11 protein-coding genes, 3 rRNA genes and 1 pseudogene are annotated in these 20,541 nt (G+C 67.4%); 4 read left to right on the plus strand and 11 right to left on the minus strand.

Going from position 1 to position 20,541, the window contains the following annotated elements:
* Positions 1–2: 2 nt before the first annotated feature.
* On the minus strand, positions 3–3,179 hold the full coding sequence (gene ileS, locus CLT71_RS14510; protein ID WP_101367574.1) for an isoleucine--tRNA ligase: 3,177 nt from the start codon (positions 3,177–3,179) through the stop codon (positions 3–5).
* Positions 3,180–3,610: 431 nt separating this feature from the next.
* Positions 3,611–4,036: a nucleoside-diphosphate kinase gene (ndk, locus tag CLT71_RS14515; RefSeq protein WP_101367575.1), complete on the minus strand. Its 426-nt coding sequence runs from the start codon at positions 4,034–4,036 to the stop codon at positions 3,611–3,613.
* Positions 4,037–4,195: 159 nt separating this feature from the next.
* Here ndk and CLT71_RS38005 point away from each other — a divergent pair.
* Both CLT71_RS38005 and CLT71_RS38010 read left to right on the plus strand, forming a co-directional pair.
* Positions 4,196–4,975 (plus strand): annotated as a pseudogene (locus CLT71_RS38005) (glyoxalase/bleomycin resistance/dioxygenase family protein); the annotation flags it as partial.
* Between the two features lie 336 nt (positions 4,976–5,311).
* Entirely contained in the window at positions 5,312–6,091 is a 780-nt protein-coding gene (locus CLT71_RS38010) for a VOC family protein (protein WP_101371449.1), read from the plus strand.
* A 12-nt stretch (positions 6,092–6,103) separates the two neighbouring features.
* On the opposite strand, the gene CLT71_RS14525 is transcribed toward CLT71_RS38010, so the two are convergent.
* The 3 genes from CLT71_RS14525 to CLT71_RS14535 form a co-directional block, all read right to left on the minus strand.
* Complete coding sequence (locus tag CLT71_RS14525; protein WP_101367576.1) at positions 6,104–6,577, minus strand: DUF4233 domain-containing protein; 474 nt, start codon at positions 6,575–6,577, stop codon at positions 6,104–6,106.
* Entirely contained in the window at positions 6,574–7,845 is a 1,272-nt protein-coding gene (locus CLT71_RS14530; RefSeq protein ID WP_486483681.1) for a bifunctional folylpolyglutamate synthase/dihydrofolate synthase, read from the minus strand. Before CLT71_RS14530 ends, CLT71_RS14525 begins: the two co-directional genes overlap by 4 nt.
* A 146-nt stretch (positions 7,846–7,991) precedes the next feature.
* Positions 7,992–10,634 (minus strand): valine--tRNA ligase, encoded by a 2,643-nt coding sequence (locus CLT71_RS14535; protein WP_101367578.1) that lies wholly within the window; start codon positions 10,632–10,634, stop codon positions 7,992–7,994.
* Between the two features lie 68 nt (positions 10,635–10,702).
* Between CLT71_RS14535 and CLT71_RS14540 the strand changes: the two genes are divergently transcribed.
* Positions 10,703–11,506 (plus strand): hypothetical protein, encoded by an 804-nt coding sequence (locus tag CLT71_RS14540; protein WP_101367579.1) that lies wholly within the window; start codon positions 10,703–10,705, stop codon positions 11,504–11,506.
* 23 nt (positions 11,507–11,529) lie between these two features.
* Here the strand turns inward: CLT71_RS14540 and CLT71_RS14545 are convergent, their stop codons facing one another.
* The 4 genes from CLT71_RS14545 to CLT71_RS14560 form a co-directional block, all read right to left on the minus strand.
* On the minus strand, positions 11,530–12,048 hold the full coding sequence (locus CLT71_RS14545) for a hypothetical protein (RefSeq protein WP_101367580.1): 519 nt from the start codon (positions 12,046–12,048) through the stop codon (positions 11,530–11,532).
* A gap of 103 nt (positions 12,049–12,151) precedes the next feature.
* Positions 12,152–12,268 (minus strand): 5S ribosomal RNA (gene rrf, locus CLT71_RS14550).
* A 92-nt stretch (positions 12,269–12,360) separates the two neighbouring features.
* Positions 12,361–15,471: ribosomal RNA gene (locus CLT71_RS14555) — 23S ribosomal RNA — on the minus strand.
* A gap of 393 nt (positions 15,472–15,864) precedes the next feature.
* Positions 15,865–17,380: ribosomal RNA gene (locus tag CLT71_RS14560) — 16S ribosomal RNA — on the minus strand.
* Together the 16S, 23S and 5S rRNA genes form the textbook arrangement of a ribosomal RNA operon.
* A gap of 602 nt (positions 17,381–17,982) precedes the next feature.
* Here CLT71_RS14560 and CLT71_RS14565 point away from each other — a divergent pair.
* Positions 17,983–18,207, plus strand: coding sequence for a hypothetical protein (locus CLT71_RS14565; RefSeq protein ID WP_101367581.1), 225 nt, complete (start codon positions 17,983–17,985; stop codon positions 18,205–18,207).
* Between the two features lie 34 nt (positions 18,208–18,241).
* Here the strand turns inward: CLT71_RS14565 and CLT71_RS14570 are convergent, their stop codons facing one another.
* A complete protein-coding gene (locus CLT71_RS14570; protein ID WP_101367582.1) occupies positions 18,242–19,039 on the minus strand; it encodes a carbon-nitrogen hydrolase family protein in 798 nt (265 codons plus the stop codon).
* Positions 19,040–19,113: 74 nt separating this feature from the next.
* Entirely contained in the window at positions 19,114–20,406 is a 1,293-nt protein-coding gene (gene clpX, locus CLT71_RS14575; protein ID WP_101367583.1) for an ATP-dependent Clp protease ATP-binding subunit ClpX, read from the minus strand.
* Positions 20,407–20,541 lie beyond the last annotated feature (135 nt).

The following is a 20,541-nucleotide window of genomic DNA, read 5'->3' on the forward strand; positions in this document are numbered from 1 at the left end:
GCTCAGCGGCGGCGTACCGCCACCGTCACCCGGTCACCCTCGCCTACCTCACCGGCGAAGCCGTCGACCCGCTCGGCGAAGCCGACGGAGTCGGCCAGCACCTCCCGGGACACGAAGTCCCGGTACGCCTCGACCGCCGAGACGACCTCCGGCGAAGCGGCGACCAGCACCTCGATCCGGTCCGACACGTCCAGCCCGGCGTCGCGGCGGGCCTGCTGCACCACCCGTACGACGTCCCGGGCCAGCCCCTCGGCGGCGAGTTCCGGGGTGACGTTGGTGTCCAGCACCACCACGCCCTCCCCACCGGGCAGCGGTGCGGAGTGCTCGGCGTCGGCGGGTACCAGCTTCAGCTCGTACTCACCGTCCTCCAGCCGTACCCCGGCTGCCTCAGGTACCCCGTCCACCAGCGCCCAGTCGCCGGCCTTGACCGCCTTGATCACGGCCTGCACCTGCTTGCCGACCCGGGGTCCGAGTGCCCGGGGCACCACCGTGAGCACCTGCTGGCAGTAGCTGGCCAGCTCGTCGCTGAAGGTGACCGCCTTGACGTTCACCTCGTCGGCGACCAGGTCGGCGAAGGGCCGCAGGGTGGCCGCAGCCGGGCTGGCCACGGTCAGCGACGACAGCGGCAGTCGGACCCGCAGCCCCTTCGCCTTGCGCAGCGACAGCGCCGCCGAGGCGACCGCCCGGGTGGCGTCCATCGCGGCGACCAGCTCGTGGTCGGCCGGGAACTCGGCGGCGTCCGGCCAGTCGGCCAGGTGCACCGACCGCTCCCCGGTCAGCCCGCGCCAGACCTCCTCGGCGGTGAGCGGGGCCAGCGGGGCCAGCACCCGGCTGACCGTCTCCAGCACCGTGTAGAGGGTGTCGAAGGCGTCCCGGTCACCGGACCAGAACCGGTCCCGGGACCGCCGGACGTACCAGTTGGTCAGCGCGTCCAGGTACGACCGGACCGTGCCGCAGGCGCCGGAGATGTCGTAGACGTCGAGCTGTGCCTGCACCGTCTCGACCAGTTCCCGGGTCTTGGCCAGCACGTACCGGTCGAGCAGGTTCGCCGCGGCGGCCCCGCCGTCGCCAGTCGGCTCGGCGTCGGTCCGCCGCTTGGCCTGGTACCCCTCCGCGTTCGCGTAGAGCGAGAAGAAGTACCAGACGTTCCAGTACGGCAGCAGCACCTGGCGTACCGAGTCCCGGATCGTCGTTTCGCTTACCACCACGTCGCCGCCGCGCAGCACCGGCGAGGACATCAGGGTCCAGCGCATCGCGTCCGAGCCGTAGCTGTCGAACATCTCGTAGACGTCCGGATAGTTGCGCAGGCTCTTGGACATCTTGCGCCCGTCCGAGCCGAGCACGATGCCGTGCACCACGGCGTTGCGGAACGCCGGCCGGTCGAAGAGCGCGGTCGCCAGTACGTGCATGGTGTAGAACCAGCCGCGCACCTGCGGGACGTACTCGACGATGAAGTCGCCCGGGTAGTGGTGCTCGAACCACTCCCGGTTCTCGAACGGGTAGTGCACCTGGGCGAACGGCATCGACCCGGACTCGAACCAGCAGTCCAGCACCTCCGGCACCCGGCGCATCGTGGAGCGCCCGGTCGGGTCGTCCGGGTTGGGCCGGGTCAGCTCGTCGATCATCGGCCGGTGCAGGTCGGTGACCTTGACCCCGAAGTCGACCTCCAGCTCGGCGAGCGAGCCGTAGACGTCGACCCGGGGATACTGCGGGTCGTCCGACTTCCAGACCGGGATCGGCGAGCCCCAGAACCGGTTCCGGCTGATCGACCAGTCCCGGGCGTTCGCCAGCCACTTGCCGAACGAGCCGTCCTTGACGTGCCCCGGCGTCCAGTTGATCTGCTGGTTCAGCTCCAGCATCCGGTCCTTGACCTTGGTGACGGCCACGAACCAGGAGGAGACCGCCTTGTAGACCAGCGGGGTGTCGCAGCGCCAGCAGTGCGGGTACGCGTGCGTGTAGGTGTCCTGCCGGAGCACCACCCCGCGCTCCTTCAGCTCCCGGATCACCGACTTGTTCACGTCGAAGACCTGCTCGCCCTGGTACGGCGGGACCAGCGCGGTGAACCGGGTGTGGTCGTCCACGGTCACCACGGTCGGGATACCGGCCGCGTTGCAGGCCTTCTGGTCGTCCTCGCCGAAGGCCGGGGCCAGGTGCACCACCCCGGTACCGTCCTCGGTGGTGACGAACTCCGCGCCGAGCACCTGGTAGGCGTTCGGCCCGCCCTGCGAGACCAGGAAGTCGTAGAGCGGGGTGTAGCGGCGGCCGACCAGGTCCCGGCCGTACACCGTGCCGACCTGGGTGTAGCCGTCCAGCTCCTTCGCGTACGCCCCGAGGCGGGCGGCGCCGACGACGTAGCGCTGGCCGTCCCGCTCCAGCACCGCGTACTCGATATCCGGGCCGACCGCGAGCGCCAGGTTGGACGGCAGCGTCCACGGCGTGGTGGTCCAGACGCCGACCCGGACCGGCCCGCGCAGCGGCTCCGGGGCGGACTCGTCCGGGGTCAGCTCGAACCAGACGGTGAGGGTCGGGTCGTGCCGGTCCCGGTAGACGTCGTCCATCCGGGTCTCGGTGTTCGACAGCGGCGTCTCGCAGCGCCAGCAGTACGCCAGCACGCTGAACCCCTCGTAGACCAGCCCCTTGTCGTGGAGCTGCCTGAACGCCCACATGACGCTCTCCATGTAGCTGAGGTCGAGCGTCTTGTAGTCGTTGCCGAAGTCGACCCAGCGGGCCTGCCGGTTGACGTACCGCTCCCAGTCCCGGGTGTAGGCCAGCACCGAGGTCCGGCAGGCGTCGTTGAACCGCCCGACGCCGAGGTCGAGGATCTCCGCCTTGGTGGTGATGCCGAGCTGCTTCTCCGCCTCCACCTCGGCCGGCAGGCCGTGGCAGTCCCAGCCGAAGCGCCGCTCCACCCGCCGGCCGCGCATCGTCTGGTATCTCGGCACCAGGTCCTTGACGTAGCCGGTCAGCAGGTGGCCGTAGTGCGGCAGGCCGTTGGCGAACGGCGGGCCGTCGTAGAAGACGTACTCGTTGGCGCCGTTCGGCCCGGCGTCGCGGGCCTCGACGCTGCTCTCGAAGGTCTTGTCGGCCGCCCAGTGGTCGAGCACGCGCTGCTCGACCGCCGGCAGCTCGGGACTGGCCGGCACGCCCGTGCCGGCGGGGGCGTTCTTCGGGTACGCCATCGCGGGTCGCTCTCCTCGTCGCAGCTCACTGACCGTGGTCTGCGAGGACGAGCCCTGGTACGCCGGAAGCCGGCGCGGCCGTGGGCCCGCGGTACCACCCCGCTTGGCGGTCGGTGTTCGACCACCCGCTCGTTGGCCGGCTGTGACGGGCCGGTCCCGTCCGGTTCTACTGGGGTGTCTCCACCTGTTCTTCCGGAGGCTCGCCGGTGATGGCCGGGTCGACGCCTGTACCTGCCAACGATACTCGACCGCCGGATCGGCTCCCACCGGATATCCCCGCCCGGGGCGCCCCGCTGCCGCACCGTGCCGCCGTGCCGGGCAACGCCGCCGGGCCGGCCCCCTGACCGGCCCCGGCCCCCACCCCAACCTGACCTGACCGGGCCGCCCGCCACGGCGCGACAACCCCCGGATTCGCTCGGGTTGCCGGCCGGTCAGGCCAGCTCGGGAAACCAGAGCGCGATCTCCCGGCGGGCGGTGGAGACCGAGTCGGCCGCGTGCACCAGGTTCTCCCGGGACGAGCAGGCAAGATCACCCCGGATCGTGCCCGGGACCGCCCGCCGCCCGTCGGTCGCGCCGACCAGGCCACGGACCATCTCGACCGCGCCGGAGCCGGAGAGCACCAGCGCGACCAGCGGCCCGGAGGTGACGAACTCCCGCAGCGCCGGATAGAACGGCTGGCCCACGTGCTCGGCGTAGTGCAGGTCGGCGAGCCGGTCGTCCATCCGGCGCAGCGCCATGGCGTCGATGCCGAGGCCCTTGCGCTCGAACCGGCCGAGGATCTCGCTGACCAGCCGGCGCCGTACCGCGTCAGGCTTGATCAACACGAAGGTACGCTCGGTGGAACCGCTGCTGACCACGGAAGACCCCTCGGTACGGCCAAAGAGCTGGGCACGGCCAGCGTATGCCGGCCCGGCGTACGACCGGACTGATCCGGTGACGAGGACCGCGTACCGGCCCTGGGTCGTTCCATTCCCGCCAGATCCGGCCTAGCCTGGCCTTAACCAGGGAGGTCCACTGTGGCAGATGGTCGTCGCCGCCCGGTCGCGCCGGTGCGCAAACTGGTCGCCGCTGTGCTGGGCACCTTCGCCACCTTCGTCATCCTGTTCGGCTTCGGGATGCGCAGTTGGGCGATCGCCGTACTCGGGGTGGCGCTGCTCGCCCTGGCCATCGCGCTCGTCGCGGTCACCGCCGTGCGCAGCGGTCCCCGGGCCTGGGTGACCGGCATCGGGCACGTGCACAGCGTCACCGAGCCACCTGCCTCGTCGACCTTCGGCCGCTGCGAACTCCAGATCGTGATCGACGCGCCGGGGGTGCCGGGCCGGTCGGTACGGATCCGTGATCCCCGGGTACCTGTGTCGAAGTGGCCGGATCCCGGCGCCACCCTGCCGATCATGGTGGCGATCGACGACCAGCGGCACGTCCGGATCCTCTGGGACGAGGTGTTGACCCATGCCGAGGCGGCGGCCGGCAGCGACCTGCCGCCGGAGTTCCACGACTTCGACCCGGTCGACGACGACATCCTGATCGGCCAGGAGGCGCCGCCGTGGGCACGGGGTGGTCCGGACGACCCGTACGCCGCCGCACCGCCCGGCGGCACGCCGGTCACCGATGACCTGACCGAGGACGACCTCGCCCCGCTCCGCAACGACCTGGAGCCGCTCCGGGACGACCGGGCCACGCCCCGCGAGGAGCCGGTGGTGATGCGGCAGACCCCCGGCGGAACCATAGTGCTGGAGGGCACCCTGGTCGAGCCGCCCTCCACCGCGCCACTGCCCCGCCGTTCCCGGCCGACCCCGGGTCCGGGCGGCCGGAACCGCCGGCCCCGACCCGGCCCGGCCCCGGCCGCCGCCGGACCGGTCTCCGACGCGCCACCGGCGCCGTACCCGACCGGGCCCGACGCTCCACCGACCGGGTATGACGCTCGGCCGACCGGGCCTGACGCCCCGACGCCGGGGGCAGGTGGCCCACCGACGGGAGCCGGCAGCGGTGACCCGGCCGCCGACGACACCGGGCGGACCGGTGGGCCGCCGATTCCGGAGGCCCGGTCCGGCGGCAGCCCGACGACCGGTGCCGTACCGGCCGACCCGGACCTGGAGTTCCCCGGGCCGGACCCGGCAACCCCGGAAGCCTCAATGCCCCAGCCGTCCTCAGCGGCCCAGACGTCTACGGTGACCCCGGAGTCTTCGGCGACGGCGGAAGCCGCCGCGACCGGCGCAGCCAGGTCGGGCGCAGCCTGGTCGGGCGCCGCCGCGTACCGCCCCGGCTCCCGACCCACCGGCCCGGCAGACAGCCCGCACGACGAGATCGACATCCCGCTGGACGATCCCGCCCCCGCATCCGACCTGGACCGCGATCTGGACCAGGACCTGGTGGACCTGGACCTGGTGGACCTGGACCGCGATCTGGACCGCGATCTGGACCGGGACCCGCGAGCCGGTGGGGCGGCGCTCGCCGACCCGGCAGTCGACGCCGACGACGAGGCGATCCTGGCCGACCTGATCGCCACCCAGCCACCGGCCCGGCTCGGCGGATCCGGGCCGATCGCCGGGGTCGGGATCACCCTGCTCGTCACCGACCTCGAACGGTCCATCGCGTTCTACCGGGACCTGCTCGGCTTCTTCGAGATCGACGGCGGCGAGGGCAACGCCATCCTCGCCTCCGGCGCGACCCGGCTGGTGCTACGGGCGATCCGCGAGGTGGCGCCGATCAACCGACGACTGGTCCACCTCAACCTCGAGGTGAACGACGTGACCGCGGTCTACGAGGAACTCCTCGCCAAGGGCGTCAAATTCACCTATGCGCCCCGAGCGGTCAACCGGGGGGCCAAGCTCGAACTCTGGGCCGCCGCGTTCCGGGACCCGGACGGGCACGGGATCGCGCTCACCCAGTGGCGGGGCCGGGGTACCGGCTGAGCCGCCGCCCGGTCAACCGAGGATGGCCCGCCGGACGTGCAGCACGTACGCCCAGACGCCGGCGAAGATCAGCCCCAGCGCGCCGAGTGACCAGTGCAGGAAGCCGGCGAGCAGCAGCAGCCCCTGTAGGACGGTGGCGGCGTGCCAGGCCCACGGCCGACGCAGGCAGCCCGCCAGTACGACCGCCAGCACCGCGAGCCCGACGATCACCCCGATGGCAGTGCCGCTCAGGTCGCCGCCGAGCAGTCGGATCGGCTGGATCGCGAGCAGCAGCGCCAGCGTCTCGACGCTCAGTGTCAGGGCGCCGAGGCTGCGTACCGCCCGACCCGGATCCCGCAGTCCGGAGGGCCGGCCTCCGGGGGTACCCGTCGAGCCGTCCTCGTCGACTGCCCCGGCCGGTCCAGCCGACCCAGCCGCCGATCCCGCCGACCCGGCCGCCGGTTTGGTCTGGTCCGACGGGTCGACCGCCTCGTCCGGCGCGCTCATCGCTTCAGCAGCCGTCGCGCGTCGGCAACGGTCACCACCGAGCCGGTGACCAGCACGCCCACCCCGCTCAACTCCCCCTGCACGTCGGATTCGGCCAGCGCCACGGCGGCCTCGATCGCGTCCGGCAGTTCCTCGGCCACCTCGACCCGGTCCGCCCCGAAGACCTCTTCGGCGAGTACGCCGAGCTCCGCCGCCGGCATCGCCCGGGGTGAGCTGTTCCGGGTCACCACGATCGCATCGACCACGGGTTCGAGCAGTTCGAGCAGGCTTGACGCGTCCTTGTCCGCCAACACCCCGACCAGCGCGATCAGCCGGCTGAACGCGAACTCCTCCTGGAGCGCGGTGACGGTGGCGGCCATGCCGTGCGGGTTGTGCGCCCCGTCCAGCAGAATCGTCGGGGCCGACCGTACCCGCTCCAGCCTGCCGGGCGAGTCGGCGGTGGCGAAGCCCTGCCGGACGGTCTCGACATCGAGCTGCCGGGACGCGCCCGCGCCGAGGAACGCCTCGACGGCGGCGAGCGCGATCGCGGCGTTCTGCGCCTGGTGCGCCCCGTGCAGGGGTACGAAAACGTTGTCGTAGACCCCGCCGAGGCCCTGCAACGACAGCACCTGGCCGCCGACCGCCATGCTCCGGCGCAGTACGCCGAACTCGCCGCCCTCCCGGGCGATGGTGGCGCCCACCTCGGCGCAGCGTTCCAGGATCGGCCCGGCGGCCTCCTCCGGCTGCACCGCCGAGATCACCGTCGCGCCCTTGTGGATGATCCCCGACTTGTGCAGCGCGATGTCGGTAATGGTGTCGCCGAGCCACTCGGTGTGGTCGAGCCCGATCGGGGTGATGACGGCGACCCCGGCGTTCAGCACGTTCGTGGAGTCCTCCGCCCCACCGAGCCCCACCTCGACCACCGCCACGTCGACCGGGGCGTCGGCGAAGGTGGCGAAGGCGAGCGCCGTGGTCATGTCGAAGTACGTCAGCGGCTCGTCGGCGCGCTCGTCGACCAGCCGGGCCAACGGCGCCACCTCCCGATAGACCGAGACGAACCGGTCCTCGCTGATCGGCTCGCCGTCCAGGCTGATCCGCTCCCGCACGGTCTCCAGGTGCGGGCTGGTGTACCGGCCGGTGTGCAGCCCGAACGCCCGGAGCAACGAGTCGATCATCCGAGCCGTCGACGTCTTGCCGTTGGTGCCGGTCAGATGGATCGCCGGGTACGCCCGCTGCGGGCTGCCGAGCACGTCGAGCAGTTCCTCGATCCGCCCCAGGTCGAAGACCATCCGGGTGTAGCCGCGATCGGCCAACTCCGCTTCGACCCGGGCGAACTCGGCCGCCCGCTCCGTACGCTCACTCACCGTGTCCCTCGCCCCCGCACCGTACGCCCCCGCCCGTTCCGCCGACTGTCAAGGTCACCCGCCTGTCAAGGTCAGCCGAGTGCGGCAAGGGCGGAGGCGATCCGCTCCAGATCCGCCTCGGCCGCCGCCAACCTGCCCCTGATCTTGTCGACCACCGGTGCCGGCGCCTTGTCGAGGAAGGCCGGGTTGCCGAGCTTCGCCCGAGCCTGGCTGATCTCCTTCTCCGCCGCGGTCCGGTCCTTGGTCAGCCGGGCCCGCTCGGCGGCGACGTCGATCGACCCCCGGGTGTCCAGGGCCACCGTCACGGCGCCGGAGACGGCGAGGGTGGCGCTGGCCCGGAAGTCCGCTGCCGGCTCGTCGAGCCGGACGAGCGAGCGGATCAGCGGCTCGTGCGCGGCGATGCCGGCCCCGGCGAGCCCGTCGAGCCGGGCCGTCACCCGCTGCGCCGGCCGCAGCCCCTGGTCGGAGCGGAACCTGCGGATCTCGGTGACCACCCGCTGGAGTTCGGTCACCTCGCGTTCCGCCACCTCGTCGCGCAGCGCCGGCACCGCGACCGGCCACGCGGCGGTCATCACCGACGCCCCCGCCGGGTCCGCACCGGAGTTTTCGGTACCGGCCAGCGCGGTCCAGAGCTCGTCGGTGACGAACGGCACCACCGGGTGCAGCAGCCGCAGCAACTGGTCGAGCACGTGCCCGAGTACCCGGCGGGTGACCTCGGCCGGCTCGCCACCGGCGGCCAGCACCGGCTTGGCCAGCTCGACGTACCAGTCGCAGACGTCGTCCCAGGCGAAGTGGTAGAGCACGTCGCAGACCTTGGCGAACTCGTACGCCTCGAACTGCTCGTCCACCTCGGCGGTGACCTGCTGCAACCGGGAGAGGATCCACCGGTCCACGGTCGAGAGCCGGGCCGGCTCCGGCAGCTCCCCGGCCACGTGCGCCCCGTTCATCAGGGCGAACCGGGTGGCGTTCCAGAGCTTGTTGCAGAAGTTGCGGGAGCCCTGGCACCACTCGTCACTGACCGGCACGTCCTGTCCAGGGTTGGCGCCCCGGGCCAGGGTGAACCGGGTGGCGTCGGCGCCGTACCGCTCGATCCAGTCCAGCGGGTCGACCACGTTGCCGAAGGACTTCGACATCTTCTTGCCGTACTGGTCGCGCACCATGCCGTGCAGCGCGATCACGTCGAACGGCTGCCGGCCGTCCATCGCGTAGAGGCCGAACATCATCATCCGGGCGACCCAGAAGAAGAGGATGTCGTAGCCGGTCACCAGCACGCTCGTCGGATAGAACTTCGCCAGGTCGGGCGTGGACTCCGGCCAGCCGAGCGTGGAGAACGGCCAGAGCGCGCTGGAGAACCAGGTGTCCAGCACGTCCGTGTCCTGCGTCCAGCCCTCCCCGGTGGGTGGCTCCTCGTCCGGGCCGACGCAGCGCACCTCGCCGTCCGGGCCGTACCAGACCGGGATCCGGTGCCCCCACCAGAGCTGGCGGGAGATGCACCAGTCGTGCATGTTGTCGACCCAGGCGAAGTACCGCTTCGCCATGTCGGCGGGCTCGATCCTGACCCGGCCGTCCCGCACCGCGTCGCCGGCCGCCCGGGCCAGCGGACCGGTGTTGACGAACCACTGCAACGACAGCCGGGGCTCGACGGTCGTACGGCACCGCGAGCAGTGCCCCACCGCATGCACGTACGGCCGCTTCTCCGCGACGATCCGGCCCTGCTCGCGCAGTGCGGCGACGATCGCCGGGCGGGCCTCGAACCGGTCGAGTCCCTCGAACGGGCCGGGCGCGGTGATCACGCCACGCTCGTCCATCACGGTCAGCGAGGGCAGGTCGTGCCGCTGGCCGATCTCGAAGTCGTTCGGGTCGTGCGCCGGGGTCACCTTCACCATGCCGGTACCGAAGCTCGGGTCGACGTGCTCGTCACCGACGATCGGGATCCGCCGCCCGGTCAGCGGCAACTCGACCTCGGTGCCGATCAGGTGCCTGTAGCGCTCGTCGTCCGGGTGCACCGCGACCGCGGTGTCCCCGAGCATCGTCTCGGCCCGGGTGGTGGCGACCACCACGTCGTCGCTGTACCGGATCGAGACGAGTTCACCGTCGTCGTCGGTGTGCTCCACCTCGATGTCGGAGAGCGCGGTGAGGCAGCGCGGGCACCAGTTGATGATCCGCTCGGCGCGGTAGATCAGGCCGTCGTCGTACAGCTTCTTGAAGATCGTCTGTACCGCCCGGGACAGCCCCTCGTCCATGGTGAAACGCTCGCGGTCCCAGTCGACAGAGTCACCGAGCCGGCGCATCTGGCCGAGGATCTTGCCGCCCGACTCCGCCTTCCACTGCCAGACCCGCTCGACGAACTTCTCCCGGCCCAGGTCGTGCCGGGACAGCCCTTCGCCGGCGAGCTGGCGCTCGACCAGGTTCTGGGTGGCGATGCCGGCGTGGTCCATGCCGGGCAGCCAGAGCGCCTCGAAGCCCTGCATCCGGCGCCGCCGGGTGAGCGCGTCCATCAGGGTGTGCTCGAAGGCGTGGCCCATGTGCAGCGAGCCGGTGACGTTCGGCGGCGGGATCACGATGGTGAACGGCGGCTTGTCGCTGTCGGCCGAGGCCCGGAAACGCCCGGCCGCTACCCACTCCTCGTACCGCCGACCTTCTACCTCGCCCGGCTGGTACTGGGCGGAAAGGGTCGGGGCCGCGGCGCGGTTCGCATCCAGAGTCTCGGTCACCCTCGAAGTCTACGAGCCTGGGCGCCGGGCCCGTCGTGCGCCACCACCCGTCGCGTACGGTGGCGGCTATGTCCGATGCCCCCCGCTCCGAACGGCGTGCCACCGCCGACTCCGGTGCTATCGAGATCACGTCGGAACCGATCGTGCTGGGCCAGCGGACCGGCCGGGAGACCGATGCCGTCGACATCACACCGGCATCCGACGCCACCTCGGCGGTCGACGGCTCTTCGGCACTGGACATCACTCCGGCGGTCGACGACGTTCCGGCGCCCGACGGTCAGGTCGGTGCCGCCGGTCCGGCCGGCAAGCCGTCGTCCCGCCGACGCAAGATCGTCCTCGGCGCGGTGCTCGCGGTCACCGTCGCCGGAGCCGCCGTCTTCGGCAGCGTCGGCTGGCGCATCCTGCAACAAAAGGACGCCACCCTCACCACCCCGGTCGAGGTCGCCGGCCTCACCCGGGACGAGAGCGAGGGCGCCCGGACCACCATCGAGTACCTTCGGACCGCCGTGAACGCCGAAATCAACTTTGCCGAGAGCTTCGGCGCGGCGTACTCCGACCCGGCTGGCCCGGGCCGCAGCGTCCTGCTCTTCGGCGGTACGACCCTGGTCTGGCAGCCCGAGCGGGACCTGGACCGCATCTTCGCTCTTGCCTCGGAGCAGGACAGCAAGGTCTCCGACGTTCGGGAGGTGGACGCCGGTCCACTCGGCGGGGTGATGAAGTGCGGCACCGCCCCGATCCAGGACGGCGAGCTGGTCTTCTGCGGTTGGGCCGACCACGGCAGCATCGCGATGGGGATGTTCGCCGGTCGGCCCCTGGACGAGTCCGCCACGCTGCTGCGGGAGATCCGCAACGCGGTGCAGAGCCGAGACTGACCTGCCCCACCCCGCCACGCCAGTTATGCAGGTCGCCCGCGTCGGATGACTGCGACGCCGGTCGCTTCAGCGCGCGGCCACAGGTCCAGGTGGTAGACGAAGTGCGGACCAGGCTCGTCCGAACACGTCAGTGTCGGCGCTGCGGGCGGGCCCGACGGCAGGTGCGAGACTCGGAGCCGGTACTGCCCGGCCGGGATTTCGACCCGGTGCTCCGGCCCGGGAAGCTCCATGCATCCGAAGACGTGTACGACGCCGCTCGGCACGGTGAGATCCGCCTCGACGACGTGCTCGGCATCAGCCAGCAACGGCGGGCAGGCGTGGTGCACCTGCAGGGCCGTCTCGACGTGGTCGCTACGGGCGGTGCCGATCGCGATCGAACAGGGGCCGTCCAGGCCGATGCGCCATACCTCGACCGCCTCGTCCGACCACGCCTCCGGCCAGTCGTAGTCCTCGTCCTGCTCAGCCGCGGTCTGCCCATCGACATCCTGGACGTAGAACTGCGCATGATCGGCGTGAACGACAGCACGGCGTACCTGATCCACTGCAGAAGCCTATTCGGACGTGGCACGCTGTTGCCCACCACGCCACTTGCCCGTAAAACACGAGTGGCGCCACCTGTGAAGGTGGCGCCACTTCGTAGAAGATGTCCGGCGGCGTCTTACTCTCCCACACCCTCCCGAGTGCAGTACCATCAGCGCTGGAAGGCTTAGCTTCCGGGTTCGGAATGTAACCGGGCGTTTCCCCTCCGCCATAACCGCCGTAACCCTATCAACAACACAAACAACACATCCCACCCACACGCGGGAACCGTTGTTCGTTTGCTGTGAATCACACAGTGGACGCGTAGCAGCTTCGTAGTCAAGTCCTCGGCCTATTAGTACCGGTCAACTGAACCAGTTACCTGGCTTACATCTCCGGCCTATCAACCCAGTCGTCTCACTGGGAGCCTTACCCCCATAACGGGGTGGGATACCTCATCTTGAAGCAGGCTTCCCGCTTAGATGCTTTCAGCGGTTATCCCTCCCGAACGTAGCCAACCAGCCGTGCCCCTGGCGGGACAACTGGCACACCAGAGGTTCGTCCGTCCCGGTCCTCTCGTACTAGGGACAGCCCTTCTCAAGTATCCTACGCGCACGGCGGATAGGGACCGAACTGTCTCACGACGTTCTAAACCCAGCTCGCGTACCGCTTTAATGGGCGAACAGCCCAACCCTTGGGACCTGCTACAGCCCCAGGATGCGACGAGCCGACATCGAGGTGCCAAACCATCCCGTCGATATGGACTCTTGGGGAAGATCAGCCTGTTATCCCCGGGGTACCTTTTATCCGTTGAGCGACACCGCTTCCACACGCAAGTGCCGGATCACTAGTCCCGACTTTCGTCCCTGCTCGACCCGTCAGTCTCACAGTCAAGCTCCCTTATACACTTACACTCAACACCTGATTGCCAACCAGGCTGAGGGAACCTTTGGGCGCCTCCGTTACATTTTAGGAGGCAACCGCCCCAGTTAAACTACCCACCAGACACTGTCCCTGAACCCGATAAGGGCCCGAAGTTAGATACCCAAACCAACCAGAGTGGTATTTCAAGATTGCCTCCACCCATACTGGCGTATGGACTTCACCGGCTCCCACCTATCCTACACAAGCTAATTCAGATACCAATGTCAAGCTATAGTAAAGGTCCCGGGGTCTTTCCGTCCTGCCGCGCGTAACGAGCATCTTTACTCGTACTGCAATTTCGCCGGGCCTGTGGTTGAGACAGTGGGGAAGTCGTTACGCCATTCGTGCAGGTCGGAACTTACCCGACAAGGAATTTCGCTACCTTAGGATGGTTATAGTTACCACCGCCGTTTACTGGCGCTTAAGTTCTCAGCTTCGCCCCGAAAGACTAACCGGTCCCCTTAACGTTCCAGCACCGGGCAGGCGTCAGTCCATATACATCGAATTACTTCTTCGCATGGACCTGTGTTTTTAGTAAACAGTCGCTTCCCCCTGCTCTCTGCGGCCATACAACGCTCCACCAGCAAGTGGCTTCACGTCTCCGGCCCCCCTTCTCCCTAAGTTACGGGGGCAATTTGCCGAGTTCCTTAACCACAGTTCACCCGATCGCCTCGGTATTCTCTACCTGACCACCTGTGTCGGTTTAGGGTACGGGCCGCTCGGAACTCGCTAGAGGCTTTTCTCGGCAGCATAGGATCACTGACTTCACCTGAATCGGCTCGGCATCACGTCTCAGCCACATGGCGTGCGGATTTGCCTACACACCGGCCTACACGCTTACCCCGGCACAACCACCGGCCGGGCTCAGCTACCTTCCTGCGTCACCCCATCGCTTGACTACTACCCGCCAGGTTCCCACGCTCCCCCACAGAGGTCCGAAGACCGCCACAGGTTCGGGTGGTTAGCACAACGAGGTTCATCACGGGCGCTCCTACACGGGTACGGGAATATCAACCCGTTATCCATCGACTACGCCTCTCGGCCTCGCCTTAGGCCCCGACTCACCCAGGGCGGATTAACCTGGCCCTGGAACCCTTGGTCATCCGGCGGAAGGGTTTCTCACCCTTCTTTCGCTACTCATGCCTGCATTCTCACTCGTGCCGCGTCCACAACTGGGTCACCCCGCTGCTTCACCCCCGGCACGACGCTCCCCTACCCATCCACACACCTGCATGCAAATCCCGAAAGACCTACACGAAGTTAAAATGTGAATGCCACAGCTTCGGCGGTGTACTTGAGCCCCGCTACATTGTCGGCGCGGAACCACTTGACCAGTGAGCTATTACGCACTCTTTAAAGGGTGGCTGCTTCTAAGCCAACCTCCTGGTTGTCTATGCGACCCCACATCCTTTTCCACTTAGCACACGCTTAGGGGCCTTAGCTGGCGATCTGGGCTGTTTCCCTCTCGACTACGAAGCTTATCCCCCGCAGTCTCACTGCCGCGCTCTCACTTACCGGCATTCGGAGTTTGGCTGATTTCAGTAACCTTGTAGGGCCCCTAGACCATCCAGTGCTCTACCTCCGGCAAGAAACACACGACGCTGCACCTAAATGCATTTCGGGGAGAACCAGCTATCACGGAGTTTGATTGGCCTTTCACCCCTAACCACAGGTCATCCCCCAACTTTTCAACGTTGGTGGGTTCGGCCCTCCACGCGGTCTTACCCACGCTTCAGCCTGCCCATGGCTAGATCACCCCGCTTCGGGTCTAGAACACGCGACTACACGCCCTATTAAGACTCGCTTTCGCTACGGCTACCCCACACGGGTTAACCTCGCCACATGCCACTAACTCGCAGGCTCATTCTTCAAAAGGCACGCCGTCACCCCAAAAGGCTCCGACGGATTGTAGGCGAACGGTTTCAGGTACTATTTCACTCCCCTCCCGGGGTACTTTTCACCATTCCCTCACGGTACTCGTCCGCTATCGGTCACCAGGAAGTATTTAGGCTTACCAGGTGGTCCTGGCAGATTCACGGCAGATTACAGGAGTCCGCCGCTACTCGGGAACACCCACAAGGAAGACCAGCTGCTTTCACCTACCGGACTATCACCGCCTACGGTTGGCTTTTCCACACCATTCAGCTAACAACTGGCTTTATAACTCCCCGGATGGTTGTCAGCCCACCCCATGAGGTCCCACAACCCCGACCACGCAACCCCTGACAGGTATCACACGCAACCGGTTTAGCCTCAATCCGCTTTCGCTCGCCACTACTCACGGAATCACTATTGTTTTCTCTTCCTACGGGTACTGAGATGTTTCACTTCCCCGCGTTCCCTCCACACACCCTATGAATTCAGGTGCAGGTGACACCACATGACTGGTGCCAGGTTACCCCATTCGGACACCCTGGGATCACAGCTCGGTTGACAGCTCCCCCAGGCCTATCGCGGCCTCCCACGTCCTTCATCGGCTCCTGGTGCCAAGGCATCCACCGTTCGCCCTTGACAACTTGACCACAAAGATGCTCGCGTCCACTGTGCAATTCTCAACAAACGACCAACCCACAACCCACAACCCCACACCAGCAACCCCCACCCCCAACAACAGAGCAAAGATCCGGTATGCGAGGCCAGGCCATGCCTGGCAGCCAGACGAACCCAAAAGCCCGCCACAGCCACTGAAGAACCAACCACACGGTTGTTCCCTCAGGACCCAACAGGGTGCCCATCATCCACCACCAGCCGCACCAACCCGACCTTCCACACCCCACCACAAGAGCGGGGCCGTACTCGCCGTGTCAGCCGTTGCCAGCCGTGAACTCGCCAGTGTCTCCGCCATCGAGCACCCCGACCCGACATCCGCGGGCCCTGGGGCTCCTACCCGGCCTTCGCCGAGAGGTGCTCCTTAGAAAGGAGGTGATCCAGCCGCACCTTCCGGTACGGCTACCTTGTTACGACTTCGTCCCAATCGCCAGCCCCACCTTCGACGGCTCCCTCCCAAAAGGGTTAGGCCACCGGCTTCGGGTGTTGCCGACTTTCGTGACGTGACGGGCGGTGTGTACAAGGCCCGGGAACGTATTCACCGCAGCGTTGCTGATCTGCGATTACTAGCGACTCCGACTTCACGGGGTCGAGTTGCAGACCCCGATCCGAACTGAGACCGGCTTTTTGGGATTCGCTCCACCTCACGGTATCGCAGCCCATTGTACCGGCCATTGTAGCATGCGTGAAGCCCTGGACATAAGGGGCATGATGACTTGACGTCATCCCCACCTTCCTCCGAGTTGACCCCGGCAGTCTTCGATGAGTCCCCGCCATAACGCGCTGGCAACATCGAACAAGGGTTGCGCTCGTTGCGGGACTTAACCCAACATCTCACGACACGAGCTGACGACAGCCATGCACCACCTGTGACCGCCCCCGAAGGACCCCACATCTCTGCAGGTTTTGCGGCCATGTCAAACCCAGGTAAGGTTCTTCGCGTTGCATCGAATTAATCCGCATGCTCCGCCGCTTGTGCGGGCCCCCGTCAATTCCTTTGAGTTTTAGCCTTGCGGCCGTACTCCCCAGGCGGGGCGCTTAATGCGTTAGCTGCGGCACAGAGAACCGGAGAGGCCCCCCACACCTAGCGCCCAACGTTTACAGCGTGGACTACCAGGGTATCTAATCCTGTTCGCTCCCCACGCTTTCGCTCCTCAGCGTCAGTATCGGCCCAGAGACCCGCCTTCGCCACCGGTGTTCCTCCTGATATCTGCGCATTTCACCGCTACACCAGGAATTCCAGTCTCCCCTACCGAACTCTAGCCTGCCCGTATCGGCTGCAAGCCCACAGTTGAGCTGTGGGTTTTCACAGTCGACGCGACAAGCCGCCTACGAGCTCTTTACGCCCAATAAATCCGGACAACGCTCGCGCCCTACGTCTTACCGCGGCTGCTGGCACGTAGTTGGCCGGCGCTTCTTCTGCAGGTACCGTCACTTACGCTTCGTCCCTGCTGAAAGAGGTTTACAACCCGAAGGCCGTCATCCCTCACGCGGCGTCGCTGCATCAGGCTTCCGCCCATTGTGCAATATTCCCCACTGCTGCCTCCCGTAGGAGTCTGGGCCGTGTCTCAGTCCCAGTGTGGCCGGTCGCCCTCTCAGGCCGGCTACCCGTCGTCGCCTTGGTAGGCCATCACCCCACCAACAAGCTGATAGGCCGCGAGCCCATCCCAGGCCGAAAAACTTTCCACCCCCAACCATGCGGTCAAAGGTCATATCCGGTATTAGCCCCCGTTTCCGAGGGTTATCCCAAAGCCTGAGGCAGGTTACTCACGTGTTACTCACCCGTTCGCCGCTCGAGTACCCCGAAGGGCCTTTCCGCTCGACTTGCATGTGTTAAGCACGCCGCCAGCGTTCGTCCTGAGCCAGGATCAAACTCTCCAACAAAAACTATGGAAAATCCAAAACCCGGCAACAATAAACACTTGCTGCCAAATCAAACAAACATTTGGCACTGGCTTATCAAGCACCCTGTTGAGTTCTCAAAGAACAACCACACACCAGACACGATCCTCACGGAGAGGACCGCCCCCGGGGCAACTTACCTAACCTACCCGCTCTGCTTCGCAGTGTCAAGCACCAACTTCGGGCCTGTCTGCTTCAGCCGAGAGTCCCCGCACACACGCACACCTGATGGTGGTCGCTTCTGTCAGGGGGAGGCCTGCAGACCGGCCGATGGCCGCTCGCGGCGCATCTGCCCGGCTCCTGCCGGCCTCGAACACTCTACCCGGTTGGTCCCGCAATCTCAACTCGAAGTTCATCGGTCGAGCGCACCACCCGGCCTCAGTCCCTGTCAGGCTCATGCCTTCCGAGAGACCGAGGTGCTCGCGGCCCGGCCTTGTCGTCCGGGGCGCCGCGCGCAGGGAGAAAGTTACGCCGTCGCGCCCCTGGGCGCAAATCGACGTACTCCTCCTTCCTGTACCGCTGTGACCGGACCGTGCCACGGTTGTCGGGTGTCGGTACGTGCCAGGCGTGTCAGAGTGGCAACCATGGCCGCGTTCGCGAGCTCCACGCAGATCATCGTCGCGCAGGACAGCATCACCGCGCTCCTGTTGCCGTTCTGGCAGCTCGTCATCGGTGGCCTCGTGCTGGTGGCCATGGTCGTCTCCGTACATCGGCTGGCCCGCCGTGGCCGGTCCCGGATGACCACCGGGCTGCTGGTGACGGCCTCCGTGATCGTCGGCCTGGCCGTCGTCGGCGTGCTGCTGCAATGACCGTACGGCTGTCGAGCCAGCGGGGACCGTTCCGTCAGAGGCGACGGTTCGCCAGGCTGGGGAGTTCGGTACGGATCTCGCGGAGCCGGTCGAAGTCGAGTTCGGCGACCACGATTCCGACGGTGTCGGGCGCCTGGGCCAGCAGCGTTCCCCAAGGGTCGATCACCATGCTCCGGCCGAAGCAGGTACGCCCCGGCTCGTGATCGCCGATCTGCGCCGCCGCTGCCACGTAGCACTGGTTCTCGATCGCCCGGGCGCGCAGCAGCACCTCCCAGTGGTCCCGACCGGTGTGCAGCATGAAGGCGGCGGGCACCACCAGCAGTTGGGCCTGACCGGTGACGGCCAGTTGCCGGTACAGCTCCGGGAAACGCAGGTCGTAGCAGATCGACAGGCCGACGCGTACCCCGTCGACGTCGACCGTGACCGGCTCGGAGCCCGCGGCGACGGTTCTGGATTCGAGATAGGAGACCCGGCCGGGGATCTCCACGTCGTAGAGGTGGATCTTCCGGTACGTGGCGGCGAGCGTTCCGGTGCGATCGAAGACCAGCGAGGTGTTGTAGGTGTGCTCCGGGTCCGGTCCGATCTCGTGGAAAGAGCCGGCGTGCACCCACATCCCGTGCTGCCGGGCCGCCTCGGCGAAGAAGTCGGCGAACTCGCCGTCGACCGGCTCAGGGGCGGGCATTCCACGCGACGGGCCGAGATAGTCGGCGTACTCCGGCAGGATCGCCAGATCCGCCCCGGCGTCCGCGGCCCGGGCGAGCAGCTCGGCGGCGACGGCCAGGTTGGCCTTCCGGTCGTCGCGGGCGTTGAGCTGGCAGACGGCGACGCGCATGCGAAGAGCCTACGGGGACGCTGGCCAGGTGACCAGGCTCCCCGGACTCACCGGAACGGCCCTGAGGGCCGGAGTCAGGCCGAGCGCTCCTCGCGCTCCCGGCGGGCGCGCCGACCGGTGAACTCGCGCGGCACGATCGTCGGGTTGACGTTCTCGAGTACGACACCTCGGGTGATCAGGACGCGGGCCGCGTTCGGGTTGCTGGGCACCTCGTACATCACCGAGAGCAGGACCTCTTCGAGGATGGCGCGCAGCCCTCGGGCACCGGTGCCGCGGAGCATGGCCTGGTCGGCTATCGCCTCCAGCGCCGCCGGCTCGAACTCCAGCTCGACGCCGTCGAGCTCGAAGAGGCGCTGGTATTGCCGGACGAGCGCGTTGCGGGGCTCGGTGAGGATCCGGACCAGCGCCTCACGGTTGAGGCTCCGGACGTTGGTGATCACCGGGAGCCGGCCGATGAACTCGGGGATCAGACCGAACTTGAGCATGTCCTCCGGCATCACCCGGCCGAAGATGTCGTCGGTCGAGCGCTCGGAGACCGAGCGGAGGTGGGCACCGAAGCCGAGCCCGCCCTGGCCGGTGCGGGCCTCGATGATCTGGTCGAGGCCGGCGAAGGCGCCACCACAGATGAAGAGCACGTTCGTGGTGTCGATCTGGATGAACTCCTGGTGCGGGTGTTTGCGGCCACCCTGCGGCGGCACGTTCGCCACCGTGCCTTCGAGGATCTTGAGCAGTGCCTGCTGCACGCCCTCGCCGGAGACGTCCCGGGTGATCGACGGGTTCTCCGACTTGCGGGCGATCTTGTCGACCTCGTCGATGTAGATGATCCCGGTCTCGGCCCGCTTGATGTCGTAGTCGGCGGCCTGGATCAGCTTGAGCAGGATGTTCTCGACATCCTCGCCGACGTAGCCGGCCTCGGTCAGCGCGGTGGCGTCGGCGATCGCGAACGGCACGTTGAGCATCCGGGCGAGGGTCTGGGCCAGGTGTGTCTTGCCGCACCCCGTCGGGCCGATCAGCAGGATGTTGGACTTCGACAGCTCCACGCCGTCGCTGGCGCCGGGCCCGCCGGCGGACTCCGCCTGGATCCGCTTGTAGTGGTTGTAGACCGCTACCGCGAGGGCCTTCTTGGCCTGGTCCTGACCCACGACGTACTGGTCGAGGAACTGGCAGATCTCCATCGGCTTGGGAAGCTCTTCCCACTTCACCTCGCCGGACTCGGCCAGCTCCTCTTCGATGATCTCGTTACAGAGGTCTATGCACTCGTCACAAATGTAGACCCCGGGGCCCGCGATGAGCTTCTTGACCTGCTTCTGTGACTTGCCACAGAAGGAGCACTTGAGTAGGTCGCCACCGTCGCCGATCCGTGCCACCTACGTTCTCCCTGCGCTCATCGGCCACCCTCTGTCGAACAGAGGTCCACTGGCCTGCGGACGGTATGCCCCGTCGGTTGTCTTCACCGGCCGGTTCCGACCGGCCGTGGGCGGTGCAGAACCGACGTTACCCGC

Source organism: Plantactinospora sp. CNZ320 (assembly GCF_002846275.1).